Source organism: Thermodesulfobium narugense DSM 14796, assembly GCF_000212395.1.
GTDB lineage: Bacteria > Thermodesulfobiota > Thermodesulfobiia > Thermodesulfobiales > Thermodesulfobiaceae > Thermodesulfobium > Thermodesulfobium narugense.
In genome coordinates this window covers 1703591-1726502 of record NC_015499.1, presented here as the reverse complement: position 1 = coordinate 1726502, position 22912 = coordinate 1703591, and the positions used below count along the sequence as shown (strand labels likewise).

General features: G+C 33.8%; 22 protein-coding genes. 13 read left to right on the top strand and 9 right to left on the bottom strand.

From position 1 onward, the window contains the following. Positions 1–101 precede the first annotated feature (101 nt). Positions 102–1382 (top strand): ammonium transporter, encoded by a 1281-nt coding sequence (locus tag THENA_RS08585; RefSeq protein WP_013757009.1) that lies wholly within the window; start codon positions 102–104, stop codon positions 1380–1382. A gap of 79 nt (positions 1383–1461) precedes the next feature. Here the strand turns inward: THENA_RS08585 and THENA_RS08580 are convergent, their stop codons facing one another. Continuing rightward, complete coding sequence (locus THENA_RS08580) at positions 1462–2250, bottom strand: enoyl-ACP reductase FabI (RefSeq protein WP_013757008.1); 789 nt, start codon at positions 2248–2250, stop codon at positions 1462–1464. Between the two features lie 24 nt (positions 2251–2274). Next, positions 2275–2931 (bottom strand): HAD family hydrolase, encoded by a 657-nt coding sequence (locus THENA_RS08575; protein ID WP_013757007.1) that lies wholly within the window; start codon positions 2929–2931, stop codon positions 2275–2277. A 94-nt stretch (positions 2932–3025) separates the two neighbouring features. Here THENA_RS08575 and THENA_RS08570 point away from each other — a divergent pair, with 94 nt between their 5' ends. The 3 genes from THENA_RS08570 (at position 3026) to THENA_RS08560 (ending at position 7444) form a co-directional block, all read left to right on the top strand. Then, positions 3026–4327, top strand: coding sequence for an alpha/beta hydrolase family protein (locus THENA_RS08570; protein ID WP_013757006.1), 1302 nt, complete (start codon positions 3026–3028; stop codon positions 4325–4327). Positions 4328–4396: 69 nt separating this feature from the next. Next, on the top strand, positions 4397–4786 hold the full coding sequence (locus THENA_RS08565) for a thioesterase family protein (RefSeq protein ID WP_013757005.1): 390 nt from the start codon (positions 4397–4399) through the stop codon (positions 4784–4786). A gap of 51 nt (positions 4787–4837) precedes the next feature. After that, on the top strand, positions 4838–7444 hold the full coding sequence (locus THENA_RS08560) for a PAS domain-containing protein (RefSeq protein WP_013757004.1): 2607 nt from the start codon (positions 4838–4840) through the stop codon (positions 7442–7444). Here the strand turns inward: THENA_RS08560 and THENA_RS08555 are convergent. The 7 genes from THENA_RS08555 to THENA_RS08525 are packed head-to-tail and all read right to left on the bottom strand — an operon-like array spanning position 7441 to position 13213. Beyond that, a complete protein-coding gene (locus THENA_RS08555; protein ID WP_013757003.1) occupies positions 7441–8136 on the bottom strand; it encodes a response regulator transcription factor in 696 nt (231 codons plus the stop codon). The two genes, THENA_RS08560 and THENA_RS08555, sit on opposite strands and share 4 nt — an antisense overlap. After that, complete coding sequence (locus THENA_RS08550; protein WP_013757002.1) at positions 8096–9502, bottom strand: sensor histidine kinase; 1407 nt, start codon at positions 9500–9502, stop codon at positions 8096–8098. Before THENA_RS08550 ends, THENA_RS08555 begins: the two co-directional genes overlap by 41 nt. Continuing rightward, positions 9486–10451 (bottom strand): phosphate/phosphite/phosphonate ABC transporter substrate-binding protein, encoded by a 966-nt coding sequence (gene phnD / locus THENA_RS08545; RefSeq protein WP_013757001.1) that lies wholly within the window; start codon positions 10449–10451, stop codon positions 9486–9488. The genes THENA_RS08550 and phnD overlap by 17 nt, the downstream gene beginning before the upstream one ends. A 7-nt stretch (positions 10452–10458) precedes the next feature. Then, the gene (locus tag THENA_RS08540) at positions 10459–11403 is read right to left on the bottom strand and encodes a universal stress protein (RefSeq protein ID WP_013757000.1); all 945 of its coding nucleotides are present in this window, start codon (positions 11401–11403) and stop codon (positions 10459–10461) included. A 9-nt stretch (positions 11404–11412) separates the two neighbouring features. Then, positions 11413–12492 carry a sulfite exporter TauE/SafE family protein gene (locus THENA_RS08535; RefSeq protein ID WP_013756999.1) on the bottom strand — a complete coding sequence of 360 codons (1080 nt, stop codon included), beginning with the start codon at positions 12490–12492 and terminating at the stop codon, positions 11413–11415. A 1-nt stretch (position 12493) separates the two neighbouring features. Next, positions 12494–12736 (bottom strand): hypothetical protein, encoded by a 243-nt coding sequence (locus THENA_RS08530; protein ID WP_013756998.1) that lies wholly within the window; start codon positions 12734–12736, stop codon positions 12494–12496. Between the two features lie 48 nt (positions 12737–12784). After that, complete coding sequence (locus THENA_RS08525) at positions 12785–13213, bottom strand: universal stress protein (protein WP_013756997.1); 429 nt, start codon at positions 13211–13213, stop codon at positions 12785–12787. A 297-nt stretch (positions 13214–13510) separates the two neighbouring features. Here THENA_RS08525 and THENA_RS08520 point away from each other — a divergent pair, with 297 nt between their 5' ends. The 9 genes from THENA_RS08520 to THENA_RS08480 all read left to right on the top strand — a co-directional run bounded on the left by THENA_RS08520 (position 13511) and on the right by THENA_RS08480 (position 22911). After that, positions 13511–15148, top strand: coding sequence for a SpoIVB peptidase S55 domain-containing protein (locus tag THENA_RS08520; RefSeq protein ID WP_013756996.1), 1638 nt, complete (start codon positions 13511–13513; stop codon positions 15146–15148). Between the two features lie 3 nt (positions 15149–15151). Continuing rightward, positions 15152–16123, top strand: coding sequence for an ELM1/GtrOC1 family putative glycosyltransferase (locus THENA_RS08515; protein ID WP_013756995.1), 972 nt, complete (start codon positions 15152–15154; stop codon positions 16121–16123). 141 nt (positions 16124–16264) lie between these two features. Continuing rightward, complete coding sequence (locus THENA_RS08510) at positions 16265–17290, top strand: glycosyltransferase family 4 protein (RefSeq protein ID WP_013756994.1); 1026 nt, start codon at positions 16265–16267, stop codon at positions 17288–17290. Continuing rightward, complete coding sequence (locus THENA_RS08505) at positions 17280–18299, top strand: glycosyltransferase family 9 protein (protein WP_013756993.1); 1020 nt, start codon at positions 17280–17282, stop codon at positions 18297–18299. Before THENA_RS08510 ends, THENA_RS08505 begins: the two co-directional genes overlap by 11 nt. Continuing rightward, positions 18283–19488: a chorismate synthase gene (aroC, locus tag THENA_RS08500; RefSeq protein WP_013756992.1), complete on the top strand. Its 1206-nt coding sequence runs from the start codon at positions 18283–18285 to the stop codon at positions 19486–19488. Before THENA_RS08505 ends, aroC begins: the two co-directional genes overlap by 17 nt. Then, entirely contained in the window at positions 19485–20009 is a 525-nt protein-coding gene (locus THENA_RS08495) for a shikimate kinase (RefSeq protein ID WP_013756991.1), read from the top strand. The genes aroC and THENA_RS08495 overlap by 4 nt, the downstream gene beginning before the upstream one ends. 33 nt (positions 20010–20042) lie before the next feature. Next, positions 20043–21095 carry a 3-dehydroquinate synthase gene (gene aroB / locus THENA_RS08490; protein WP_052296080.1) on the top strand — a complete coding sequence of 351 codons (1053 nt, stop codon included), beginning with the start codon at positions 20043–20045 and terminating at the stop codon, positions 21093–21095. Further along, on the top strand, positions 21082–21888 hold the full coding sequence (gene aroE / locus THENA_RS08485; RefSeq protein WP_013756989.1) for a shikimate dehydrogenase: 807 nt from the start codon (positions 21082–21084) through the stop codon (positions 21886–21888). The genes aroB and aroE overlap by 14 nt, the downstream gene beginning before the upstream one ends. Before the next feature lie 36 nt (positions 21889–21924). Further along, positions 21925–22911, top strand: a complete 987-nt coding sequence (locus tag THENA_RS08480) for a hypothetical protein (RefSeq protein ID WP_013756988.1) — start codon at positions 21925–21927, stop codon at positions 22909–22911. Position 22912 lies beyond the last annotated feature (1 nt).

Here is a 22912-nt window from a genome sequence, read left to right as displayed (position 1 = left end):
AAATAAGAATTACTTTAAGTTAATCACAAAGCAAGGGTAACCTAATTATGGTTGCCTTTGCTTTGTGATTAAAAAATTTCATAGCAGAAAGGGGTATTGTTTTGAAAAGAATTTTGTTAGTTTTTTCAGTTTTGTTTATTGTTTTGGATCTATCTGTGAAGTCAGCTTTTGCTCAAAGTTTAAATACCATTAACAAGGCTGACACTTCCTGGATGATGGTTTCTACTGCACTCGTAATGCTTATGACATTTCCTGGATTAATTCTTTTTTACAGCGGACTGGTTAAGAAATTAAGCGCTCTTAACACGATGTTGATGTCTATCGTTTCATACGCGATTGTTTCTGTTATATGGTTTGTTTTTGGTTTTCCACTAGTTTTTGGCAAAGATTTTTTTGGAATAATAGGTAGTTTTACAGATGTTTTCTTCTCTCATATTACTTCAGTTTCTGGTTCAATACCCACAATACTTTTTGCAGTTTATCAGATGACATTTGCGGCTATTACTGTCTCTCTAATTTCTGGAGCCCTTGTAGAGAGAATAAAATTTAAGAGTTGGATAATTTTTACAGTTTTATGGGTTACCTTTGTCTATATTCCACTTGCCCACTGGGTATGGGGTGACGGATGGCTTGCCAAATTAGGAGTATTAGATTTTGCTGGGGGCATTGTGGTTCATATTAGCGCAGGGATCTCTGCACTTGCAATGTGCCTAATTCTTGGTAGGAGAAAAGATATGAGGATTTTACCTCATCAATTAGGCTATTCTGTTATTGGTGCAGGTCTTTTATGGTTTGGTTGGTTTGGGTTCAATGCAGGAAGCGCTCTTTCTTCGGGTCAACTTGCAGTAGATGCTTTTATAAATACAAATATTGCTGCATCTAGTGGTCTTTTGACATGGATGGCAATAGATCTCATAAAAGATAATAAGGCAACTGTTTTAGGGGCAATATCAGGTTGTATAGCTGGTCTTGGCGCAATTACACCTGACGCAGGATATGTTAATATTTCAAGCGCTCTTGTTATTGGTATAATTTCATCTTGTCTTTGCTATTTTGCGATTACGTTTATTAAACCAAAGTTCAATTATGATGATACTCTTGACGTTTTTGGAATTCATGGCATCTCTGGAATTTGGGGGAGTTTAGCACTTGGCATCTTTGCTAATCCTTTGATAAACGGAGCAAAGGGTCTCCTTTTTGGTTCAGCTACTCAGATTGTATCTCAAATAATAGGCGTGGTTGTAGCTATTATTTATTGCTTCACAATAACTTTCTTAATTGGTTTACTTATTCAAAGGTTTTTTGGCCTAAGGGTTTCAAGAGAATCTGAGATCAAGGGTCTTGACGAAAGTGAACACGAGGAATCAGCTTATGAATTCTAATAGCATTTATCTAAATTAGATAATTTTAATAACTGTGATCTATGAGTATTTTTATACTTCATAGATCACAGTCTATTTTTTATAAATCTTCTGGAGCCCTAGGAGTTCCCATAACGTGATAACCTGCATCTACATAAATAATATCGCCTGTAATATTTTTAGATCTATCTGATGCCAAAAAGGAAGCAAGATTCCCAACATCTTCAATGGTAATTGTCCTCATAAGCGGAGAATTTTGCTCATTATGTTTTAGTAATTCACTAAATCCCTTTATGCCAAAGGCTGCAAGAGTCTTAATTGGACCTGCAGAAATTGCATTTATTCTAATCTTTTTTGGACCAAGATCGTATGCCAAAAATCTTACAGACGCTTCTAGCGCAGCTTTACAGACTGCCATTATATTATAGTGAGGCACAACCTTTTCTGCACCGTAATATGTCATGGTTATGATTGATGCCTCTCTCCCCTCCATAAGAGGATAAAAGGCGTTACACATAGCAATTAGCGAATAACAGCTGGTTTCCATTGCTATCTTGAAGCCTTCTCTTGATGTTTGTAACAAGCCTTCTTCGAATTCTTCCTTTGGAGCGAATGCCACAGAGTGAACTAATATATCAATTGAGCCCCATTCATTTTTTATTGAATCATGAACTGCTTTTAGATCTTCATTTTTATTTACATCGCAAGGAAGAACAATTTTTGCTTCCAGGTTTTCGGCAAGAGGTTTGACCCTTTTCTCCATAACAGGAAGATAAGTCAAAGCAAGTTCGGCCCCTTCATCTTTAAACGCTTTAGAAATGCCCCATGCGATGCTCTTGTCATTAGCAAGGCCGAAAATAAGAGCTTTTTTACCATCTAATATGCCCACTAGATACCTCCTTATTTTTAAAAGTTATAGAATTTTATCATTATAACAAAAAACATAATTTTTAACTTCTTTAAAATCACTTATCAAAAAAGAATCTTTATCAGGATATAAACTTTCTGGCCTTGGTCCCCACAGGGCTCCAAGAAATTTTATATTGGCTTGTTTTGCAGCCATCTGATCATACTGGCTATCTCCGACCATAAATGATGCTCTTTTATCAGAGTTGGTCCTTTCCAAAACTCTTTCTATTGGTTCTGGATCTGGTTTTGGTCGATTGACATCTTCACTACATACTACTTCTTGAATAAATTCTTCAATTTTTAGATGTTTTATTCCTTCATATGTAGTACGACGCCTTCTAGATGTTACAATTGCTTGGACTACGCCCTCTTTTGAAAGCTCTTCAATGGTTTCTCTTGCTCCTGGATACGCTTTTATCTTGTATTTGAATACAGATTCGTGATATTGTCGATAATAATCTAACAGTTTGTCTATGACATCCTCTTCGAAGCCAAGCGCTATAAAGCTTTCTCTCATAGGAAGAGAAAAAACGCTTAATATCCTTTCTCTTGGAAATTCAAAGCCAAAAAAGTGTTTGAAGGTTTGTTGGTAAGATTCTATTATAAGATCGGTAGTATCAGCAATTGTTCCGTCAAAATCCCACATTATTGTATACTTCATTTGAATTACCTCCAAAATATACTTGTAAAATAGCTTTGTTTGACATTATAATGAAGCAATAATTTAATATTTTACTACATTTAAGGAGGTTGACTTGAACAGGAGGGAATTTTTGGGCATCCTGGCTTTAGGTACACTTCTTAACCTTGAATCATTTAATGATATTGCATTTGCACAAGTCAATGGTTCGTCAGAAGGGAGTGAATTGTTTGCCAATAAAGAATTCTCTTATCAAGCTCTTAGGACACTTTCAAAGACTTTTTCTTCCTGTGCGGACATAAAGGAGTGTTTTTTGGCAATCAAAAGTATTAAAGATAACGATACCAATAGTTGGTATGAAGGATGGAAAGCCCAGGGAGATAGATTGTATTCTCTTGCAGAAGAGTATTATTCCGAAGGTTTTCTTGTAAGCGCAAGAGAAGCCTATTTAAGAGCATCCAATTATCTTAGGACTTCAGGCTTTTTCCTTGGCACCAACCCAAAGGACCCAAGAATTTTCGATACTTATACGAAGAGTAGAACTTCCTTTGTAAAAGCTGCATCTCTTTTTGATCCAAAAATTGAGTCTGTAGAGATTCAATATCAGAATACTACTATTCCTTTATATTTTGTGAAAGCTTCGAATGATTCTGTTCCCAGACCAACTATAGTTATGGTAGGTGGATTTGACTCCAACGCTGAAGAGCTTGTTATGGATTGGGGATTTGGAGCTGTGAAAAGAGGGTTCAACTTTGCAACCTTTGACGGTCCTGGACAAGGAAGAGCACTTGTACTTCAGGGACTCTACTTTAGGCCTGACTTTGAAAAGGTAAGCAAACCTGTAATAAATTATATTGTTACCAGAAAGGATGTAAATCTTAAAAAGATAGCGATGTTTGGGGTGGATCTTGGGGGTTATTTTGCGCCAAGAGCCTGTGCTTTTGATAATAGAATTGCTCTATTGGTAGCTGATGGGGGAGTTTTTGATTATTATAGTTCTTTAATTTCACTTTTACCTCCTGTAGCAAAAAATCTTCTTGAAACTGATAAGGCTGCTTTCAATAAAGCTATGGCTGAAGCGCTAAAGGACAACATTACCTTTAGGTGGGCGATTCATCACGGTATGTGGGCATTTAATGCTCCTACCATTGCGGAATTTTTCTTAAAGACTAAACCATATAATTTGAAAAATATTATATCGAATATCAATTGTCCTACTCTGGTTGTAAACTCTACAAACACGTTCTTCTTTAGAGGTGAGTCTAAGAAATTCTATGATCTACTTGAGTGCCCAAGAGAGATGATCAATATGACGGCTAGCGAGGGCGCAGAAGAGGGCTCTCAAATAGGAGCTCTTGGTTTTGCTCAGGGAGTAATATTTAATTGGCTTGAATATCACTTCAATAAAATTTCTTAAATTTTATTATTATTGTATAATTCCAATATAGTTTCTATTTTAAAAATCTTTTTTAAAGGGAGAGTAATAATGATAGAAGTCGGCTTAAATGCAGAAATTGAGACGATTGTTACTGACAATGATACAGCAGCATTTTATGGTAGTGGATTGGTAAACGTGCTTTCTACACCTAGAATTGTTAGCCTTCTTGAGGGAGCTGCAGTAGAAGCTATCAAGAACAATCTGGCTTCGGGCGAGACTTCTGTGGGGACGTTGATTAATATAGAACATATTGCTCCCACACCTGTAGGGATGAAGGTTTGGGCGAGCGCAAAGCTTATAAGGGTAGATGGTAGGAGATTGATATTTGAAGTTTTAGCAAGAGATGAAGTAGAACAGGTTGCAAGGGGTACGCATGAGAGATTTATTGTTAATTTCGACAGATTTATTAAAAAAGCAGAAAAAAAGAAAAGTTTTTAAAAAACAATAATTAATCTGTTAAAAATATTTTTTCAAGAAAAAGGAGGTTTTTTGCTTAAAAGATTAATAATAAGTCTTTTTTTCTTTTTAGCTTTCTCTACTTCAATTGCTTATTCTCAGGGTTTAGCAAGCAAGAAAGTTTTGATTTTGAACTCTTATAGCCAGGATTATATTTGGACTATTGAAGAACAAGAGGGGATTTTGTCCCAGCTTAATTCTATATTCCCTTCACCTGAGATATTTATAGAAAATATGGATTCGAAAAGGTTTAATTCAAAGAGATATTTGGATGATTTTTCTAATTTTTTGATGAAAAAATACTCAGGGTTTAAATTTGATGCAATAGTTACAACAGACGATCCAGCTTTTGTATATGCTTTAGAAAGAAGAAATCAGTTTGGAAACCCTCCAATATTTTTTTGTGGTGTAAATACCTATAGCGACGATATAAAAAATTTTATTCCATATAAAGTTTATGGTGTGAAGGAAGAAGAGAATTTAGAATCTACTCTTTCTCTTATGCTAAAGCTTTTTCCAAATGCAAAAAAGATTTTGGGCGTTGCAGATGAAAGTGTAGCGTCTTATTTCAAAAAGCAATTTGACGATTTTTTTGCATCACATAACGATATATCAAACGAATATTTTGTTTCAAATAATTTAGAGAAAATAATAAATAAGATTAATTCAGAGCCGAAGGATATCCTTGTTCTGGATCTAATAGCTCATACTGTCGACAAATATGGTGATGACCTAATTGGATCTGCTCCCACACATGAACTTTATAAGAGAGTAAACGTACCAATTTTTGGAACGTTTGACTATCAATTGGGTAACGGAATAGTTGGTGGTATGATTACTAGTGGGCTTGAACAGGGCAAGATTGTGGGTAAGTTAGCATACGATTATCTTTTTGATAACGGTGCTGGTTGGGAGAACTCTAAGATTATAAATAGTTCTGAGTCAAACTATTATGCCTTTGATGAAAATTTATTGAAAAAATTCAACATAAAAAAGGAATTACTTCCTCCAAACAGCAAGATAATTAATCATCAAGAAACATTTTTTGAGAGATATTCAAAGGCAATCCTTTATTCTTCAATAGTTTCTTTAATGTTACTTCTAATAATTGCTTTGCTTGTGATTATATTAATTCAAAAAAGGCGAGAATATAAAAAGCTTTCTGAAAGCGAGAAATATTTTAGACTCCTTTTAGATAACTCAAGCGATATGATTCTGGTTGTAGATATAGACGGCGAAATACTTTTTGAAAACGACTCTTTATCTATGCTATTTTCTGACGTTAACGACATTGAAGCCAAAAACTTTTTGAACTTTTTAGAAAATGAAGAAAGAGAAAAGTTTAAATTGTTATTTGAGAAAATCTTAACTACAGAACAAGATTCTATCTTTCCTTTTAAATTCTATCTCAATACAAAGAATGGAGCAAAGGTTGCTTTTGAAGGAAAAGCAAAAAAGATTTCTGGTAGGGTAGAGGATTTTATACTGCTGACAATCTCTGAAGTTACAGAAAGAGAGAGAGTTCATAACTCTCTAAGAGAAAGAGAACAAGAATACGAGACGCTATTTAACAACATAAAAGATGTTGTATTAGTACTTGATTCAGATTTTAGAATTATAAAGTCAAATGAAGAGCTTTATAGAACTTTTGGATACAAACCTGAAGATGTAATAAGTAAAGATGTAATAAACTTTGTGTATCCTGAAGACAGAGATTATGCAAAGTCTCTAATTGAAAAAGTACTGAAAGAAAATATAAAAGGGATGTCTTTTGAAATCAGGGCTATTGATGTCAACAATCACATCAAGGTCATTGATGTTAAGACTAATACTGTATACAAAAATGATAAGAGAATATACTTTCTCGTTTGTAGAGACATAACAGAAAAGAAGCGCTCTGAAGAGGCTCTTCTTCAGAAGCAAAGAGAACTAAATATCCTCCTTGATAGTCTACCAGGTTATATTTATTACAAGAATAAAGATGGCATATATATTTTTGTTAACAATAATTTTGCTAAATTGCTGGGAAAGGACAGGAAAGAGATTATTGGCCACACTGATTACGAAATATTTGACAAAGAACAGGCAGAAAAGAATCTTGAATTAGATAGATCAGCAGTAAAGCTTGGGATGGTTCACTTTCAGGAGGAAATGCTCAGAAAACCTAATAAAGAATCTATAAGTGTTCTCACCCAAAAGGTGCCAATTTTTGATGAGAATAGAAATCTTCAGGGGCTGATAAGCTTGAGCTACGACGTTACTGAGCTAAAGAGTGCTTATAATTTGGCAAAGAATATTGAAGAAAAATACTTTGAAATAATTAGATTAATAAGTGACGTGGTATTTGAACTTGACTATTCTGGAAGATTTAGCTTTATAAGTGAAAAAATATATGATTATACAAAACTTCAGCCGAGAGATTTCCTTAACAAATTTTTTGTTGACTTTTCATCTCCTGCTGAGAAAGAGAAACTTACTCTTTTGTTTATGTCAATTTTGAAAGGAGATAAAAAGGACGCTGTTTTTGAGGTTGGTATTAAAAACGATAAGGAAGAGTACATAAACTTCGAGATGAGAATAGTTGCAAAATATGAAGGCAGGGTTTTTAGAGGCGCTCTTGGAAGCTTGAGAAAACTTTAGATTAACTCGTCGTCTTTTGGAAAAACTATCCCTTTTATTTCTTCTTCTTTTAGAAGCCCTTTTGAAATAGCATATCTTACAATATCCGATCTTCTTCTTAAATCAAGCTTGGTGGTTATTCTTTGCCTATAGGTCTGAACTGTTTTGGGGCTAATTTGAAGCGTTTGGGCTATTTCTTTGGCGCTATATCCCAAAGCCAACAGCCTTAATACCTGATCTTCTCTTGAGCTAAGGGTTTTTGAGGCGTTATCTGAAAGAAGCCCTTTTAATACTATTCTGGAATATGATGCGGGTACATACAGATCATCGCTCTCTGAGATAATTTTTAGCGCTTGGATACACTCTTCTGATACCTCACTTTTCGGAATAAAACCTGATGCGCCTTCTTTTAGGGTTTGGACTATAACAGACTCATCCTGATACATGCTTAGAACAAGAATTTTTGTGTTTTGAGAAATTTTTTTTATCGGCTCTATTATATCAAGACCGCTTCCATCAGATAAGGATAGATCTAATATTACGATATCGGGTTTAAGTTTTTTTACTAATTTCAGGGCTTCAGAAGCGCTAGGGGTTTCTCCTACAACCTCAAAATCTTCTTTTGATTGACTTATCAGAAATTTTAATCCCTCTCTTAACAGAGCGTGATCGTCAACTATTAGAACCTTCTTTTTTGAATGGGATGCTTGCATAAATCTTTGTGCCACCTTCCTTCTTTTTTTCTATGTTTAATGAACCTCCAAGACTTTCTGCTCTTTCTTTCATATCTATAAGTCCAAAACTATTGGTATATTTTTTGTCTTCATAATTTATTTCAAAACCTGAACCATTATCTTCAATTGTTAGTTCTATTCTATCATCATTTTCTTTTATAATAACGCTTACGAAACTTGCGTTAGCGTGTTTTATTACGTTATTTATAGCTTCTTGGATTATTCTAAACAATGATAATTCCAGATAATCCTGAAGTTTTGATCTAATATCAAAAATTAATTCTACATCAAGATTATTGCTTTGCTCTGCCCTTTCGAGCAGTGTTTCTATAGACCTTTTTAGGCCAACTTCTTCTAAGATGCGTGGTCTAAGATTTATTGTCAGGTTTCTTAAATCATTTGTGGCATCTTTAAAGATGTTGTATGAAATTTTTAACCTTTCTCTGAGATCTTCTGGAATTTTGTCGCTATTTATAACGTGAAAAAGGTTAATCTGCCCTGATGCTAAAGTTTGCATAACTCCATCGTGTATCTCCATAGAAATTCTTTTTCTTTCCTTTTCTAAAGAGGAAATCTCCCTTCTTAAAAGCTCCTTTCTCTTTTTCTCTTCTTCTTCCTTCTTTAGTCTTTCCTCCATCTTCAATCTCTCAATTTTGTGAATTTTTAAGTCGTTTGCCATAGAATTCATTGATTTAGCGAGTAGCTCTAGCTCATCTTTAGATCTTATATCAACTCTTGTATCAAAATCTCCAACTGAGACTCTTTTTGCAAGATAAATTAGTTTGTTTATATTTCTAACTATTGAACGGGTCAAAAAGAGAAAAAGCATTAAAGAAACTACAATAACTATAAAGCTGAAAAACAGAGATTGTAATATAAAGTTGTTGATCCTATCCTTTATCAAATTATGAGAATAACCAATGTGAATTGTTCCAAAACTACCACCTAAAAGCGGATAGTTAAGATCGTACAATGTGCCCTCTTTGGTATTAAATGTTCTTACTAATTTTTCATTCGAACTTGTAAGACTTAATAGTTCTATTGGAAAACCGTCCTCAAATGTTGATGCAAGAATTCTACCAAATGGTCTCTGGATATATATATACACAATCTCTTTGTTTTGTTGTTTTATATTTTTTAGAATTCTATTGGCTTCGATGCTGTTATTTGTGGCAATGCTGTCTATTATTGAATATTCAATATCTGAACAAGTAGTTTGCATTCTTTTGTTTAGATTTTCAAGTAGGTTCTGGGTGAGGGTATATTTCATAAACAGTAAGAGAGCAAGAGTACATATAAGAGATGGTAAAATGACAGATATAGCGATTTTAAAACTTATTTTCATTATTTTTACCTAACCATTCTGAAATTGGTTCAAAAAAGTTGCTATTTACTTCAACATACTTATCATAGCCCAATATACTAAGAACTTTTTTCCCTTCTGTGCTTTTATCCATATCCATAAAAAGTTTTTGAAATTGAAGTTTTGTTTTATAATCCATATCCTTTATGGCTATTACTGGCGGATTTGGAATCTCAATTGGGGACTCCCATATTATGTGTAATGAGTTTGAAATTTCTGGATTTTTCTCTTTTAATTGCTCATATGTATTACTGTCAATAGTAGCTGCATCAGCCAAGCCCTCTTTTAGAGCGTCTATTGATGAATTGACACTAAAGGTAAAAAAGTGTTTTGAAAAAAAATTAAGGTTAAGGCCATTTTTTCTAAGATAATTTTCCAATACGATATACCCAGCAAAGGAATATGGGTCAGTAAAAGCTATTGTCTTTCCCTTTAAGTCAGATAAATTTTTTATATTTTCTTTTTCTGCTATAATATATGATTTATAATATGTTTTATTGTTTATCATAGGTACTGCCAGCAAATCTAACTTATTTTTATCAACGTAAAAGGCGCCTGAGCCTATGATGCCAATTTGTGCATCGCCTGCAAGCATAGAATCTAGTGCTTCTGAATAGGTCTTTCTTGTAAAAAGAACAATATGTTTATTTGTTGCTTTTGAAAGATATATTATTAGGGGTTTGTAAATTAAGGTAACTTCCTCGATTGGCAAAGTAGAAGATACAACTATGCCAATTGTGTTTGGTTCATTTTCAGTGGAAACAGGAAGAGATTTTTTGGTTAGATCTAGATTTAAAGAAGAAGTAGGGAAGAAGTTAACGTTAATAATTAAAAGTGCGCCAATGACAAACAACAAGACTATAAAAAATAGCATAAAAAAGATATCTTTATAACTTAAAAATTTTTCTCTTATGGGATTTTTTTGTTTCATGATTTATTTACAGCGCTTTTTTCAGGCTCTTTATGGGGATGCAATAAACAGGAAAATCAGCTTCTGAAATAACTCTGTATGCAATGCTTCCTATAAGAACTTTTTTTACGGTATTTGGATTTTGTGTTCCTAGAACTACTAGATCATAATTTTCTTCTGTAGCATAATTAACAATGTATTGTGCAGGGTCACCAAACCCCCCTGAGTGGGTATAAATAGGATAATTTTCCTTATAAGCTATTTCTCTTGCTCTTTCAAGAATATGTTTTGAAGTTTGGAGTAAAACTTCTTTTGTGTGAACGCTTGAAAAAAGGTTTATTTCAGTAAGAAGAGGGTAGACGTGAATTGCAGTAATATCCCACTTAAACCTTTTTGCTATGCTAATAGTCCTTTTTAGCGCGTTAACTGAAGTTTCAGAACCGTCAAAGGCAAGAAGTATATTTTTGTACTTTTCTTCAAACTTGCCCTCTTTATAATTTTTTATAGTTAATACGTCACACGGAGCATCCCTAATTACGCCTACAGTTACACTTCCAACGTTTATCACTCTATTGTATCCCTTCGTGCCTATCAATATTAGATCGGGCTTTAGAAACTCTGCGAACGATACTATTGCATGATCTGGTGAACTTACCTTTTTGGGTATTTGAATTTTTTCGTTTGATTCGATGTTTGTGTAAGTTGCACTATCACCTGCAATTGTAGCAAAGAAAGCATTTATTTTATTGTTTTTCTCTTTTGATTGCTCGAAGGCGTTTAGAAGCATTGAAAATAATTCTGATTCAATCCTTTCTGATTCCAGAGACGATATTCCGAATATCTCTGTAGGTAAGTCAAATACGCTTATAAGCGTAATATATGAGTTAAAGGAGGCACTTATTTCTAGTGCCTCCTTTAGTGCGCTTTTGCTACTTAATGAACCGTCATATGCAACTAATAATTTTTTGTACATATAATTATTTTAATCGTTTATCTTAACCTGTGCAATAGCACTTGTCCTCCTGAATTCTCTTTTTCCTCTTACCATACTAAATACTATTATTATTGCACCAGCAAGAAGCGTTAGACTCATTATCATAAAGCTAGTCTGATCGAGTGCGCTCAAAGCTTGCTTTTCAAGATGAATTATGTTTAGCTCACTTAAATACTGAGGAACTGCAAGGATTCTTGACCCGGCTACCAAAAGCATTATGAAGCCCATTACAAACTTTATAAGATACGGCTTTACAAATGTTGTGGCAGCAGCTCCTATTTGTACTCCAATTAAAGATCCAGCAAGAATTATAAGAGTTAGTCTAATATCTATCATTCCGTTCATTGCCCACTTTACAGATCCAACCAGACCCATTACAAAGGCTATAACTAACTCTGTTGCTGTGCCTACAGTACTTGTAGCGCCCAATATATAAATCATTCCAGGAACTCCAATGAATCCTCCTACTGCTATAGTTGCTGCAAGAAGTCCTGTACAAAATCCTATTGGGAATGTAACCCAGAATGATATCTTTGCTCCGATCTTATCAAAATATATCATTGGCGGTATATTTATACTTTGTATTCTCTTTGCAAGTGCGGTAGACTCTTCTTTTGTGTTCTTTGACTTTGCCATATTTACGGCATCCTTAAATACGTAAGTTCCAACTATCGTTAAAACAATTATAAACATGGTACTGACATAAAGGTTTGAACCAGCGTTTCCCCAGGTCTTTAATATGGCTTCTTGAATCTGTATGCCTACCTGAACTCCAAGTATTGCTGATATCGCCATAATAAGACCTAACTTTATATCTACCTGACCATACTTCCACCTCTTGTATGCTCCAACCATTGCCTTTGGAAACTTGTGGCACATATTGCTTGCAACTGCTATTGTTCCTGGAACTCCAATGCTCATCATTCCTGGCGTTAGGACAAATGCGCCGCCAGATCCTATAAAGCCGCTAACCAATCCACCAACAAAGCCGACAAACAAAAGAAAAAGCATGTTTGTAGGGTCAAGAGTGATAAAGTTTGACAAGATCCCCATAGAATTTCCTTCCATTTTAATGCGCCTCCTTCTTTATTATTGCTTCAACGCCAATAAATGGCAACAAATAACTTGCGAAAGCTCCATGTACAAAAGAGAAATAAAATGCAAAGAGTAATGGAACTACTGAAAAAATACCACCCCTTGTAGAATAAAACAATAACTCATTTTGAAATAGGAAAATCATCAGATAAGAACTTAGTGAAAGAGTACCCCATATTATTAAGGGTATTAACTTCTTATTATTTTCCTTTTTCATTCTTCTTTCCCTCCTTAAAATTTATTTATAAATTCGTTTCTAAACTGGTTAAGAGCCGACAACAATTACGGGACAGTGAGCGTTGTTTATGACATCCGAAGCTGTGTTGCCAAGAAAGATTCTCTTTATTCCGCTTAACTTGGAGCTTTGAACTATTATTGCTTCGGGATCAAACTTTTTTGCTAATTCTTCAATCCTGTCGTGATAGGAACCAATCTTTACGATCCCTTCCACCTGGCAGTCGATCTGACCTAATTCGTTCATAAACTTTGAAATTTCGCTTTCAGCTCTTGTGACGATAATTTCTTCTGCTTCAGGGTTAAATACGCCAAGATCTTCGGATCTGTCTATAATCTTCAACAAATAGACCTTCTCGATATTATTTGTTGCTACATAATTTCTTGTTTCCTTGATTAGTTTTGCCTGATTTTGCTTTGTATCCTTAAGAACGACAAAAACATTCTTTTTTCTTGCCATCTTACTTACCACCTTTCATTACTAATTTTTATCTTTGATATTATTCTGACTTATCAATAAGTCGAAAAAAAGTCGGAATAAGTGAATTTATGGGGTCATCAAAATAAAGTATTTTGTAGTGGTTACTCGCAGTACTTTGTAATGGAATTTTATATTACTGTTTGTAAGTTTTTGGATTACAACAAACTTTAGTTAACTTATTTATAACTTTCTTTTTAATTTATAAATAAGGTTGGTTGGTATATATTTGAGTTATAATTAAATCTTATGATGTTGACTAACTTTTGGGAGGTAATTTTGAAGAGGTTAATTGGTTTTTTGATTGCAATATTTTTATTGACTGGTTCGTGTGCTAACGCTGCTAACACAGTTCAGGTTGGTGATGTTGGAGTTGCAAAAACCACCATAATGGGTTCTGAAATTTCGACCTTTAATGTTGAAATAATAGGTATAGTTAACAATCCCGGTTTATACCCTTCTTATTTAATTAAGGTTTGGGGGAAAGCTATTGATTTTACTGGTGGTATTGCTGAGGGTATGAGCGGAAGCCCAGTTTATATTAATGGAAAATTAATAGGCGCTATTTCTGCTACTTTCCAAAATGCAGATCCGCATATTGGACTTGTTACGCCAATAGAAGCCATGAGAACCCTTTGGAATTATGAAGAAAAATCCCCTGAAATAAGCAAACTAGAAAGACCAATTACTATAGATAACAAGGTTTACACTGCGGTTTCAAGCGTACCAACGAAGGAAGACGGTGTTTTGGTTGAACGACCTTGTGTTTTGTATTATGAAAAAGGTTTTTCTGGAAGAGTGCTATCTATGCTTAAAAAAGAAATGCCTTTAGTTTCAGACGTTTCATCTGAAACGTCTCACGAGTGGACTGCTCAGCCAGGAGCTTCTATTGCTGTTCAGTTTGCGAGGGGTTCAGTGGAGCTGGGGGCAGTAGGAACTCTTACTGAAATAGATGGTAATAAGATTTTGGCTTTTGGTCATCCCGCTACAGATGCTGGAAGCGTAGATTATTTTTTGTCATCAGCTTATACATACTATACTATAAAAAGCCAAGTTTTGCCCTTTAAAGTTGCTTCTATAATTTCTCCTATAGGGAAGGTTGTACAGGATAGAACTTATGGTATAGCTGCTTATCTTGGAGCATTGCCTCCTACTACTACTATTGACGTTAACGTTAACTCAAATGGAGAACATAGTTTTTTTGTTCAATTGCCAGAAAGCGAAGATATGCTTCTAAAATATGCTTCTAAAGTGGTATTACAATGTTTGGACGATTCGCTTTTGAGTCAGCATGGTGGTTCTAGCACCGTTGATATAACTCTAAGGCTTTCTGATGGGACCAATATAGAAAGAAAGAATATATACTCTGATCCTGATGACATATCTTATAAAAGCGTTCTTGAGTTAGACGAAATTTTGTACAAACTGTTAACCAATCCTTTGAGAAGGGCCGTTCCTGAATATATTGGTTTTAAAATAAATATGTCAAATAAAATAAAGAGCGCTCAAATTGATAAGATCAATATGGAAAATTTTGTAAAGAAATCGAGACCAATTAAATTTGACGTTTCTTTGAGGCCGTACAGAGAAGAACTTTATAAAGAACAAATTTCAATCGACCCGAATCTACCTAAGGGAAGTTATACAATGATTTTAACTGGAAGTGATGAGTCAACTTCCCAAAGGGCGAAAACTTCTGAGAATGCTTCAAATAAGCCAAAAGAAGAGGTTATTGAGACATTTGATGAACTTGTTAAATCTATTACAGATAAGCCAAAAAACAACCAAATGGTCATAGAAATTTATTCCTCTCAGGCCACTTTGAATCAAGACAAACCTGAACCAATTTTTAAGAAATATGTAGATTTCCCGTGGGTAGTTACTGGCATCGCTACAAAAACTTTTGAAGTAAGGTAGACTGTGAAGATTATTATTATCTCAGAAGGCAGACCTGGGCATTACAATCAATCTGTGTCTTTGGCAAAGTCGATTGGTCTGGACTATGAAATAAAAACTATACCGTTTGTTGACTTTAGAACTGAAATATTAAGAATTTTTGATAATTTTATTAGTAAAGAGCTCGCTAAGCAACTATTCATAAAATTTTTTGGTACGGAGCCAGAAAAGTATATAGGAGCTATAGGTACGGGCAATAGAGTCCACCCCTTTTTGGTGCTCTTTAAAAAGGCTACAGGTTTGCCTACAATTTCTATCTTTTATCCAAAATTTTTGCCAGATGTCTTTGATATGATAATTGTGCCTTATCATGATAGAGCGCCAGATAATTCGAAGGTTTATCGCATATTCGGGGCTATTTATTTTAAAGAAAAGCTAAAAAACGAAGAGATTAGTAAATTTAAAGCTAAACTAGGTTCAAATGGTCCATGGATATCAATTGTAATTGGTGGAAATAGCAAGCATCATAGGTTTGATTCTAATGAAATAATAGAAGGTTTAGAATTGCTATTTAAAAATGAGAATCTTAAAGATTATAAATATTTGTTGTCTACTTCGAGGCGAACTCCTGAGGATTTTGAAAGACTTCTTGAAAAGAAGAATTATCCGCTGGATTTTTCCGTGTATTATCACAAAGATAGAACAAACCCTCTTAGGTATTTTTTTGAAATATCTGACTTTGCAATTATTACTTCTGATTCCATTTCTATGATAACTGAAGCTATTAATTGCGGTTTATTTTGCTATTGTATTAAAATTCCTGAAAAAAGCAAAACAAAGTTTAGTAATTCGTTTAAAATGTTGGAAAGACAGGGTTTTATTAAGTTAATAAATTACGATGAATTAGTTAATATAACAAAAAAAGAAAGAATAAAGTTTGAAAATGCTAATATAATATACGATAAAGTTAGAAACTTATTTAAAAGTAACCAATAGTTAAACTTTACTTATAGCATTGAGATATTTAGTATAAAATATTATTAATTTTAAAAAACTTCATATGAGGGGAGTTATGATCTGTTTTAAATATTTTTTAAAGCTAATATATAAAAATAATTTTGGCATATTATTTTAATTATGAAAGTATTACTTGTTGCTCACGAGAAGGATGCGGGAGGAGTGTCTCAACACGTTCTTAAGCTTTCAAGTGAGCTTATAAAGCTTGGGCATCAGGTGAAAATTGTCTGGCATACCCCAAACGAACCTGATTATATAAGTTTGCCGCTACACAGTAAAGATCCTGTGTCGCTGTTTCTTTCTTCTTTTGGACTACTAAAACTTCTTAAAGATTTTTCTCCTGACGTTGTTCATGTGCATTCAAGGATGCCGTTTTTAGCTGTTTTGCCATGGGTTAAGGCTCTAAAAATTCCCGTAGTTTATACTGCACACGGAAACTATAGTCCTCACAGGTTATCAAAGTTGATTTCTTTGGCTAATGTAGTCATAGCACTTTGTCTTACTCATCAAATTTATGTTACCAAGGAGTTAGGCGTAGATGCAGAGAAAATAAGAATAGTTGGGAATGGAGTAGACACAGAAAGATTTAAACCAAAAAAAGTTGAAAGGACGAATGATGATATAGTAATAGGTTTGGTAGGAAGATTGGTTAGCGCAAAGGGCTTTTCATTTTTTCTTAAAGTTTTTAGTTATCTGCCCATACAGACAAGGCTTGTAATAGTAGGAGACGGAGAACTAAGGGAGACATTAGAAGAAGAAGCAAAGAATCTTAATATATCGTCTAGAGTAGTCTTTATGGGGAAAAGGGATGACATAGAAAATATTTATCCAACTTTTGACATATTTTGTCTTCCCTCTATAAAAGAGGTATATCCGTTAGTTCTTCTAGAGGCAATGAGTTCAGGTATTGCATGTGTAGCTTCTGATGTGGGATGTATTCCTGAGATAGGGAAAAATTCAATTATTGTTTTGCCTAAATCCGATCTAAATTTGTGGGTGAAATCTCTTTTGAGACTCATAGAGGATAAAGAAGGCAGACAAAGTTTATCAAAGAGGGCACTTGAAAGAAGCAGGACTTTTAGTTGGGAAAATGTAGCAAAAAGAGTTGAAGAAATTTATTTAGAAGTCATTAGGAATGAAAGATAAATTAGAATTTTCAATAGAACCTAAAGAGTTTAAAACCAGGATTTTATTTATTAGATTTAGTTCCTTTGGTGACATAATTCTTGCTTCTGGAGTAGTGTCTATTTTAAAAAGTTTGTATAAAAATTCAGAAATTACATGGATAATGGGAGAAGAATTTGTGCCTGTATTTCAGGGCAGAACGCTTGCAGATAGGGTTGTTGGCATAAATAGATTTGGAATAAAAGGCTATATCTCTATGATTTCTTTGGCTAAATCTCTCAGGAAACAGATTTTTGATATAGTTGTTGATATTCAAGACAATAGAAGGTCAGCGTTTCTTTTGAAAATGCTCAAATATAATTTAAGAACAAGATCTATGTCATCTCTTGAAGAAAGAGGTGATGATCATGCTTATTATCATTTTTCTAGGATCTTAAAGTCTATAGGAATTGATAAGATGCCTAAAAAACCGCATTTGTTATTTAACGATTTGGACGAAGAAGTATTGAATAAGAATTTATATTCCTTAGGCTATAAGAATGAGCCTCTCGTTACATTTGCTACTTCTGCTAGCCAAAGCCTGAAGAGGTGGAACGTTGAACATTTTAAGGAATTAGCAAAAATTATTATTTCAAGAAACAAAGTATCTATTGCGTTAATTGGTGCAAAGGGTGAGGAAAAGTATGGTTTTGAAGGTGAAAATATATATAACCTTATAGGGAAACTCCCATATTTTTCTTCAATTCTTTTAATAAAGAAATCAAAACTTCTCGTAACAAACGATTCGTCTCCTTTGCACATGGCTTTTAGTGTTGGTACACCAGCAGTTGTGCTTTATGGTCCTACAAGACCAAATTGGTCTCTTCCTGAGGGGCCGTATTTTGCTGTTCAAAGTCCTCTAAGCTGTAGTCCATGTATGAAGAAGAGTTGCCCTAAGGGTTTAAATTGCTTAGATGAAATACTACCTCAAAATGTGTATAATGTAATATTAAAAAACAAGGAGAGAATAGGATTTGAGTTTTCAGTTTGAAAGCGCAGGGGAATCACACGGCAAAGGTTTGATCGTTTTTATAAAAGGTCTTCCTGCAGGTCTGACTATTGAACTAGATAAGATAAACAAGAGGCTAAAAGAGCGCATGTCAGGATATGGTAGAGGCAAAAGAATGAATATAGAAAGAGATTGCGTGGAAGTTGTTACAGGTTTGAGAGGCTCTAAAACTCTTGGTTCTCCATTGGTTTTCTTGATTAAAAATAATGATTATGAAAATTGGTCTGAATATATGGATCCAATTACAGGCTATGGTAGAGAAGTTTTGAGTGCAAGGCCTGGACATGCAGATTTTGTTGGGGCTTTAAAATATAATTTTGACGATATGAGAAACGTTTTGGAAAGGGCTTCTGCTAGGGAAACTGCTTCGAGAGTAGCGGCAGGAGCAGTTGCTGAAATATTACTTGAAAACTTTGGCGTTAAGATTGGTTCGTTTGTAACAGGTGTTGGAGAGCATATTTTTCCTCTTCCTGACGATCTTTTAGTTGGTTATGAAAGATCGCGCAAATCTATTTTTTTTACTCCCTTTCCTGAAGAGGATGAGAAAATAAAGTCATATGTAGATGAAATAAAGCTCAAAGGAGATACTTTGGGAGGAAGCGTATTGGCTTTTGCATTGAACGTGATACCTGGCATTGGAAGTTATACTTCATACAACGAAAGGTTGTCCGCTATCATATCATTTCATATCTCTTCTATTCCTGCCACAAAAGCTGTAGAAATAGGTTTGGGTTCACAATCATCAAGGATGTTGGGATCAGAATTTCATGATGAGTTTACTACAGAGCAAAAACCCTCTGCTAAAAATCTTTACGGAGGTCTAAACCAATATTTGCCCAAGGGAATATTTAGAAGATCAAACTTTGCAGGAGGTATTGAAGGGGGGATGTCTAACGGTGAGCCAATAATAGTGAAATCATTTATGAAACCGATACCATCTACTGCAAAACCTTTAAACGGCTTGAATATCAGATCAATGAAAATTGAAGAAGCATCTTATCAAAGATCAGATGTATTGGCTATTGCTGCCTATTCAGTAATAGTTTCAATGCAACTTTCTATAGCTCTTGCTGGTTGTTATCTTAAAAAATTTGGTAGTGATAATATAAATGAAACTTTAGATAATTTTGCCAGATACAAAGAATATATTTTTAAGAGGTTTTCAACTTGAAGAGAAATATAGTTTTGTCTGGTTTTATGGGTACAGGGAAATCGACCGTAGGGAAGGCCCTTGCTCAGAGATTGGGATGGGGATTTGTTGATACCGATGAGCAAATAGAATTATTATCCGGCATGAAGATATCAAAAATATTTTCTGAGTTTGGTGAGGACGTATTTAGAAGATTTGAAACGCTGATAGTTTTTAACGTCTCCAGGCTATCAAACTATGTTATATCAGTTGGGGGAGGAACTTTGATAAACCCTTACAATAGAGAAATTTTAAGCAAGAATTCTCTTATAATTACTTTTATGGCTCAGCCTGAAGTAATTTATTCAAGAGTTTGCTCAAATAGGGATAGACCACTTTTGAATTTGGGCAGAGAAGACCTTATACTTGAGCGAATAAGAGATTTGCTTGAAAAAAGGATGAAATATTATTCTATGTCAGATTTTATTTTGGACACCTCATTTAAAGAAATATTTGAACTCGTGGACGAGATAATAGATCAAATTTATAACATTGTTTTTTAAAGTTTAAAATAATAAAAATGGGTGATGATATTTATGATAAAGATTTTAAACTTTAGTTCAGATGATGTAAAAGTATATTTTAAATCTCTTGATGAGGCTTTGGATAAGATATTGGAAGATGAGTATTCAAAAATACTGGCCGTTACACATCCTGTATTGTTGAATATCTATGATTTAAAAGATATTTTTAAAAAGAGAAATATTGATATAGTTGTGCTCCCGGAAGGTGAGAAAACAAAATCTTTAACAAAATTTATAGAACTTTCAAAAATCTTTTTTGAACACTCATTAGATAGATATTCTCATGTCATTGTTTTAGGAGGAGGGGTATTAGGTGATCTGTGTGGTTTTTTGTGTTCTGTTTACATGAGAGGTATATCGTTTTCTCTAGTACCTACTACTCTTTTGTCCATGGTTGACAGTTCGATTGGTGGAAAGAACGGCATTGATTTGGATTTTGGAAAAAATCTGTTAGGCAGTTTTTATCACCCAAAAAATATAGTTATAGATTTGAATTTTTTAAAATCTCTGCCAGAAAGAGAAATTTCTTCAGGGATGGCAGAAGTTATTAAATATGCAATACTTGATGACTCTTTTATACTTGATGAGATTAAAAAAGAAAAACCTGATATCGGAAAGTTGGTTGAACTCTCGATTGATATAAAGTCTAAATATGTAAAGGAAGATGAAAGAGAGAAAACAGGAAAAAGAGCATTGTTGAATCTTGGCCACACTCTCGGGCATGCCATAGAGGCAAGGACCTTATATTCTAGATTCACTCATGGAGAGGCTGTATCAATTGGGACTTGTTTTGCCGCCTTCTTTTCTTATTGTCTTGGATATGCCAATATAGAACTGTACAAAGAGGTTAAGTCTTTGTTTTATAAATATAATTTGCCTACTTTATATCCGATTGATTTAGATGTTGAGTCACTTAGAAAGTATATATTAAAGGATAAAAAAAATATCTCTTCGAAAATAAGATTTGTTATTTTTAAGGATTTTTCTGATGTTTTTATATATCCTACTGATTTTTCACAAATAAAAAATTGTCTCTTGAAGTGGATTGAGTATGAAAAGAGTTAGTGGCTTGATAGGAAAAGATATTTCTTACTCGTTATCACCTGCAATGCACAATAGAGCATTGGAAAAATTAGGTATTGATGCGGTATATTTATTGTTTGACCTTGAGAGGGAAAATTTGAACGATTTTCTGAAGGTGATGATTGATGTGGAGGCCTTGGGATTTAACGTAACTATTCCATATAAAGAAACTGTTGTTGATCTAATTGATTGCGTTGACCGTGATGTTATAGGAGCTAGAGCACTTAATACTATTGTTCTGGTTAATGATAGATGGTGTGGCTATAATACTGATATTTATGGTATAAAGAAGTCTTTTGAAAATATCAATTATGATTTGAAAAATAAGGTAGTAGGAATTTTTGGGGCTGGGGGGGTGGCAAAGGCTGCGATATACCTTTTTCTTAAGGAAGGTGCAAGTGTTTGGGTGATGGGAAGAAATCTTGAAAAAATAAGAGATCTTTCGAAATTGTATGGTGTTGAGACTATAGCTTGGAGTGAGAAGTTGCCATATTTTGATGTTTTAGTTAACGCTACACCATTAGGCAAGAATTCTGTGGGGATGCCTCCTTTCCCCAAAAATTATGATATTAGCGGCAAGGTTTTTTTTGATATGGTTTATGTACCACAATATACCCCCTTTTTAACAGAGGCAAAAAAGTTTGGAGCTTTTGTAATATCTGGAATTGATATGCTTTTATATCAAGGCGTAAAGTCATTCGAACTAATTTTTAAGGTTAGTCCTCCGATTGAGGATATGAGGGACGAATTGTTGAAGAGAATTAGGACTAGTTAGAGTGAAAGTTTCAGTATGTTTTTTGGAGGCATAAAATTGGACGAAGATCTTAGGGAAGACAAGAAAGAAATTTTTGAAAAAGACAATAATCTAGAAGAAGAACAAAAAGGTTCTAAAAGTCTGAAAATGAGATCTTTTTCAATTTTTGTAATTAAAAACTCATGGTTTAACATTTTTGAAGCATCTTTGATATTCTTTCTTGTAGTAATTTCAGTCTTTTTTGACTCATTTTATGGTTCTTTCCCCTTTAGGACATCAGTTTTTATATGGTTTGTTATATTTTATATAGTTTATTCTCTAATTTTTTTAATAATTTTGAAAATAACTTCAATTTATAAGATTTTAACATTAGTTATCCTGTCATTAATTTTAGACGTGATTTTATTTTATTTCTCTTCTTTAATAGGAGTATTTCCGTATAAGGGGTTTGAGATTGAATTTGGGCCCTTTATGATTATTTCTTCAGTTTTATTACCTTTTGCTATAGTTCTTATAGATCGAAGCTTTAAGGAGGAAAATGATGTTAACCTTACTGCTAAAGAGCCTGTAAGTTTAAATAATGACAAAAGCGTTATAGATGATCTTGATAACCCATTGGATAATCAAAAATATAATTTATCTAATATTTCTAAGGTTGAAGATTTTACAGACATACAGCTTCCTTTGAGCATTTCTGGTTTTTCTCATTATGCAGATAATCTTGTTGGCTCGTGTGGGTATATTCTGGTTAATAAAGATGGAGTTATTTTATCTGAAAGAAACTTTTTTGAGAATAGTGAGGTGAAGGCATTAATCTTGGATTCTTTATCAAAGATGATAAAGGATTCTCTTTTAAGATTAGATTTTGGAAAGTTGCAAAATATGCTTTTACTTGATGATCAAATAGGCGTTATGGCTTTTTTGTTAAGAGACGGGGCAAAGTTTTTTGTGTTTTTTGACTCAAGGCTTGACAGAAGCGCTCAATTTGAGCTTTTTAATGAGGCTTTTAAACTCTCTTCCAGATTGGTTTTTGACATAATTTAGT

Excerpts from the sequence above, each read along its gene's own strand:
- THENA_RS08525 (WP_013756997.1), bottom strand. The coding sequence starts at position 13,213 with ATGGCAAGAAAAAAGAATGTTTTTGTCGTTCTTAAGGATACAAAGCAA.
- THENA_RS08575 (WP_013757007.1), bottom strand. The coding sequence starts at position 2,931 with ATGAAGTATACAATAATGTGGGATTTTGACGGAACAATTGCTGATACT.
- phnD (WP_013757001.1), bottom strand. The coding sequence starts at position 10,451 with ATGAAACAAAAAAATCCCATAAGAGAAAAATTTTTAAGTTATAAAGAT.
- THENA_RS08555 (WP_013757003.1), bottom strand. The coding sequence starts at position 8,136 with ATGCAAGCATCCCATTCAAAAAAGAAGGTTCTAATAGTTGACGATCAC.
- aroB (WP_052296080.1), top strand. The coding sequence starts at position 20,043 with ATGATAAAGATTTTAAACTTTAGTTCAGATGATGTAAAAGTATATTTT.
- THENA_RS08540 (WP_013757000.1), bottom strand. The coding sequence starts at position 11,403 with ATGTACAAAAAATTATTAGTTGCATATGACGGTTCATTAAGTAGCAAA.
- THENA_RS08550 (WP_013757002.1), bottom strand. The coding sequence starts at position 9,502 with ATGAAAATAAGTTTTAAAATCGCTATATCTGTCATTTTACCATCTCTT.
- aroE (WP_013756989.1), top strand. The coding sequence starts at position 21,082 with ATGAAAAGAGTTAGTGGCTTGATAGGAAAAGATATTTCTTACTCGTTA.
- THENA_RS08565 (WP_013757005.1), top strand. The coding sequence starts at position 4,397 with ATGATAGAAGTCGGCTTAAATGCAGAAATTGAGACGATTGTTACTGAC.
- THENA_RS08505 (WP_013756993.1), top strand. The coding sequence starts at position 17,280 with ATGAAAGATAAATTAGAATTTTCAATAGAACCTAAAGAGTTTAAAACC.
- THENA_RS08510 (WP_013756994.1), top strand. The coding sequence starts at position 16,265 with ATGAAAGTATTACTTGTTGCTCACGAGAAGGATGCGGGAGGAGTGTCT.
- THENA_RS08530 (WP_013756998.1), bottom strand. The coding sequence starts at position 12,736 with ATGAAAAAGGAAAATAATAAGAAGTTAATACCCTTAATAATATGGGGT.
- THENA_RS08535 (WP_013756999.1), bottom strand. The coding sequence starts at position 12,492 with ATGGAAGGAAATTCTATGGGGATCTTGTCAAACTTTATCACTCTTGAC.